This window comes from Arthrobacter sp. JCM 19049 (genome assembly GCF_001310435.1).
Window position 1 is genome coordinate 1 of the sequence record NZ_BAXF01000142.1, and the last position, 5,002, is coordinate 5,002.

Below are 5,002 nucleotides of genomic sequence, written 5' to 3' on the forward strand. Positions count from 1 at the left end.
CGGACCGCCGCCGCGACATGTTCGCCCACCGCTCCGGTGAGGCCGTCGTGGAGATGCTGCGCAAGGCATCCGCGCCCGCGACATCCTGACCAAGGAAGCCTTCGAGAACGCGATCGCCGTGACCATGGCGTTCGGCGGCTCCACCAACGCGGTGCTGCACCTGCTGGCCATCGCCCGCGAGGCCGAAGTGGATCTGACCCTGGATGACTTCAACCGGATCGGTGACAAGGTCCCGCACCTGGCCGACCTGAAGCCCTTCGGCCGCTACGTGATGAACGACCTGGACCGCATCGGTGGTGTCCCGGTGGTCATGAAGGCGCTGCTGGATGCCGGGCTGCTGCACGGGGACTGCCTGACCGTCACCGGCAAGACCGTGGCCGAGAACCTGGCCCACATCGCCCCGCCGGACCCGGACGGCAAGATCCTGCGCGCCATGGACAACCCCATCCACAAGACCGGTGGGGTGACCATCCTGCACGGTTCGCTGGCTCCCGAGGGTGCGGTGGTGAAGTCCGCCGGCTTCGACGCCGACGTGTTCGAGGGCACCGCCCGCGTGTTCGAACGCGAGCAGGCGCCCTGGACGCCCTGGACAAGGGTGAGCTGAAGGCCGGGGATGTGGTGGTCATCCGCTACGAGGGCCCCAAGGGCGGACCGGGCATGCGCGAGATGCTGGCCATCACCGGCGCCATCAAGGGCGCCGGGCTGGGCAAGGACGTGCTGCTGTTGACCGATGGGCGCTTCTCCGGGGGCACCACCGGGCTGTGCATCGGCCACGTGGCCCCCGAGGCCGTGGACGGCGGACCGATTGCGTTCGTCAAGGACGGGGACAAGATCCGCGTGGACATCGAGGCCCGCAGCTTCGACCTGCTGGTGGATCCGCAGGAGCTTGAGGCCCGCAAGGTCGGTTGGGAGCCGCTGCCGGCCAAGTTCACCACCGGTGTGCTGGCCAAGTACGCCAAGCTGGTCAACTCGGCCTCCACCGGGGCGTTCTGCGGCTGAAACACTTCGGTGTGAAGCGGTGGGTGGACACCCGCAGTGTCCACCCACCGAACATCCGTCTCATATCTTGAGATCGACGGAGAGTCGTGTTGATCTTTCAGATGAGTTGGACAAAACTGGGTATATGCAAACAACCACCAGTGTTCTACTAGTTATCGGGCGCGGAGCCTGAAACTTGATCTGTCCTAGACAGATCACCTGGTGACGCGCACAGCCCCCTTTCGTCAGTTGCTGACGGCCGCGGGGCGTTTTTATGCGCAGATGAAGAGATAGATCAGGAAGGATCCCGATGAGCAACGGAAAACCTGCCAATCCGGCTACGGTTGCCAAGTCATTGAACCGCAGCAAGGATGCCACCGCTGTCTCTTCCGTCGTGGAGGCTTCGAACCCGGTCCAGGGTCCGAACAACATTGTCGCTCCCACGCAGATGACGGGCTCACAAGCCATCGTCCGCTCATTGGAAGAACTGGGCGTCAAGGACGTCTTCGGATTACCCGGTGGGGCCATCCTTCCCACCTATGATCCGCTCATGGACTCAACCAAGCTCAACCACATCTTGGTTCGCCATGAACAGGGTGCCGGCCATGCCGCACAGGGTTACGCCATGGTCACCGGGGAAGTGGGCGTATGCATCGCCACCTCCGGTCCGGGCGCAACCAACCTCGTCACCGCACTGGCCGATGCCAACATGGACTCGGTCCCGATGGTGGCAATCACCGGACAGGTGAACAGCGCCTTCATTGGCTCTGACGCGTTCCAGGAAGCCGACATTGTCGGCATCACGATGCCCATCACCAAGCACGCCTTCCTGGTGACCAAGGCCGAGGACATCCCGCAGGTGCTGGCCAGCGCCTTCTACCTGGCCCAGAGCGGACGCCCGGGCCCGGTGCTGGTGGACATCACCAAGGACGCGCAGACCGCGCAGACCGAGTTCTCCTGGCCGCCCAAGATCGACCTGCCCGGATACCGGGTGGTCACCAAGGGCCACAACAAGCAGCTGCGCGAGGCCGCCAAGCTGATCGCCGCGGCCACCCGTCCGGTGCTCTACGTGGGCGGCGGGGTCATCAAGGCCGACGCCCACCAGGAACTGAAGGAATTCGCCGAGTACATCGGTGCCCCGGTGGTCACCACCCTGACCGCCCGCGGCGCCTTCCCGGACTCGCATGAACAGCATGTGGGCATGCCCGGCATGCACGGGGCCGTTTCGGCGGTCACCGCGCTGCAGCAGTCCGACCTGCTGATCACCCTGGGTGCGCGCTTCGATGACCGGGTCACCGGGGTGCTGCACACCTTCGCCCCGTACGCGAAGGTGATCCACGCCGACATCGATCCGGCCGAGATCTCCAAGAACCGCACCGCGGACGTGCCGATTGTCGGTTCGCTGGATGAGATCATCCCGCAGCTGCATGCCGCCTGCCGCACCCGGTTTGAGACCGACCCGCAGCAGGACTTGAAGCCCTGGTGGGATCTGCTCAACCGCCTGCGCGACACCTACCCAATCGGCTGGACCGAAACCCATGACGGGCTCACCGCCCCGCAGAAGGTCATCGAACGCATCGGGGCCCTGACCGGCCCGGAGGGCGTGTTCGTGGCCGGGGTGGGCCAGCACCAGATGTGGGCCGCCCAGTTCGTGAAGTACGAGCGCCGCGCTCCTGGCTGAACTCGGCCGGCCTGGGCACCATGGGCTACTCGGTGCCCGCCGCCATGGGCGCCAAGGTGGCCCAGCCCGAGCGCGTGGTCTGGGCGATTGACGGGGACGGCTGCTTCCAGATGACCAACCAGGAGTTGGCCACCTGCGTGATCAACCAGATCCCGATCAAGGTCGCGGTGATCAACAACTCCTCGCTGGGCATGGTCCGCCAGTGGCAGACCCTGTTCTACGATGCGCGGTATTCGAACACCGACTTGAACACCGGCCACGGCACCGCCCGGATCCCGGACTTCGTGAAGCTGGCGGATGCCTACGGCTGCGTGGGGCTGCGCTGCGAACGCGATGAGGACATTGACGCGACCATCGCCAAGGCGTTGGAAATCAATGACCGCCCGGTGGTCATCGACTTTGTGGTCTCCGCCGACTCCATGGTCTGGCCGATGGTGCCGTCCGGGGTCAGCAACGACCAGATCCAGATTGCCCGGGGCATGACCCCGGAATGGGAAGAGGAGGACTAGGAAAGATGGCAAAGCATACGCTGTCGGTGCTGGTCGAGGACGTCCCCGGTGTGCTGACCAGGGTCGCCGGACTCTTCGCCCGCCGTGCCTTCAACATCCACTCGCTGGCCGTGGGACCCACGGAAATCGAGGGAATCAGCCGCATCACCGTGGTGGTGGACGCCGAGGGGGACTCCCTGGAGCAGGTGACCAAGCAGCTGAACAAGCTGATCAACGTCATCAAGATCGTTGAGCTGCTGCCCGAGGCCTCGGTGCAGCGGGACCACATCATGGTCAAGGTGCGCGCCGACGCCGCAACCCGGCTGCAGGTCACCCAGGCCGCCGAACTCTTCCGTGCCTCGGTCATCGATGTGGGACCGAGTCCCTGGTCATCGAGGCCACCGGCAACGCCTCGAAGATCGAGGCCCTGCTGGCGGTGCTCGAACCATTCGGGATCCGGGAAATCGTGCAGGCCGGCACCCTGGCCGTGGGCCGCGGCGCCAAGTCGATGAGCGACCGGGCCCTGAAGTCCCTGAGCGCCTAGCGACGGCCCCGGGCACCGCACACCACAGAACAACAACATTGAACACCCCCACGGCGGGGCAGCCGCAGGCCGGCCGAACACCGTGGAACCAAGCTTCTGAAACGAAGAACACCTAAGGAGAAATACAGTGGCTGATTTGTACTACGAGGACGACGCGGATCTGTCGATCATCCAGGGCCGCAAGGTAGCATCATCGGTTACGGTTCGCAGGGCCACGCCCACGCACTGAACCTGCGTGACTCCGGCGTTGAGGTCATGGTCGGCCTGTCCGAGGGCTCCAAGTCCCGTGCCAAGGCCGAGGCCGAGGGCCTGAAGGTCGCCACCGTTGCCGAGGCCGCCGCCTGGGGCGACGTGATCATGATCCTGACCCCGGACCAGGTCCAGGCCAAGGTCTACAGCGAGTCCATCGAGAAGAACCTGAACGAGGGCGACGCCCTGTTCTTCGGCCACGGCTTCAACATCCGCTTCGGCTTCATCCAGCCGCCGGCCAACGTGGACGTGGCCCTGGTGGCCCCGAAGGCTCCGGGGCACACCGTGCGCCGCGAATTCGAGGCCGGACGCGGCATCCCGGATCTGATCGCCGTGGAGCAGGACCACACCGGCAAGGCCAAGGACCTGGCCCTGTCCTACGCAGCAGGCATCGGCGGCACCCGCGCCGGTGTCATTGAGACCACCTTCACCGAGGAAACCGAAACCGACCTGTTCGGTGAGCAGGCCGTGCTGTGCGGCGGTACCTCCCAGCTGGTCCAGTACGGCTTCGAGGTGCTGACCGAGGCCGGCTACAAGCCGGAGATCGCCTACTTCGAGGTGCTGCACGAGCTGAAGCTGATCGTGGACCTGATGTGGGAAGGCGGCATCGCCAAGCAGCGCTGGAGCATCTCGGACACCGCCGAGTACGGCGACTACGTCTCCGGCCCGCGCGTGATCACCCCGGAGGTGAAGGAAAACATGAAGGCCGTGCTGGCCGAGATCCAGGACGGCTCCTTCGCCCAGCGCTTCATGGATGACCAGGCCAACGGTGCCAAGGAATTCAAGGAACTGCGCAAGAAGGGCGAGGACCACCCGATCGAGTCCACCGGCCGCGAACTGCGCCAGCTCTTCAGCTGGGTCGCCGCCGATGACGACTACACCGAGGGTTCGGTGGCCCGCTAAGCGCGGCACCGCCGCCTAGGCAGCAGCGCCTGTGGCGCAGTGAGGGGAGCTCATCCCCAAGACTGCGCCGCAGGCGCTTTGTCGTGTTCGGGGTTCTCAGGACTGCGCGCGGGCAATGTCCACCAGCTGCGCGGCCAGGCCGTTCAGCCGGCGCGGCCC

General features: G+C 65.5%; 4 pseudogenes. All 4 read left to right on the plus strand.

Annotated features, from left to right (window positions below):
* Nucleotides 1-999, plus strand: a pseudogene (locus JCM19049_RS08070) (dihydroxy-acid dehydratase); the annotation flags it as partial.
* 289 nt (nucleotides 1,000-1,288) lie between these two features.
* A pseudogene (locus JCM19049_RS08075) lies at nucleotides 1,289-3,168 on the plus strand (acetolactate synthase large subunit).
* Between the two features lie 5 nt (nucleotides 3,169-3,173).
* Nucleotides 3,174-3,691: pseudogene (gene ilvN / locus JCM19049_RS08080) on the plus strand (acetolactate synthase small subunit).
* A gap of 127 nt (nucleotides 3,692-3,818) precedes the next feature.
* A pseudogene (ilvC, locus tag JCM19049_RS08085) lies at nucleotides 3,819-4,843 on the plus strand (ketol-acid reductoisomerase).
* Nucleotides 4,844-5,002 lie beyond the last annotated feature (159 nt).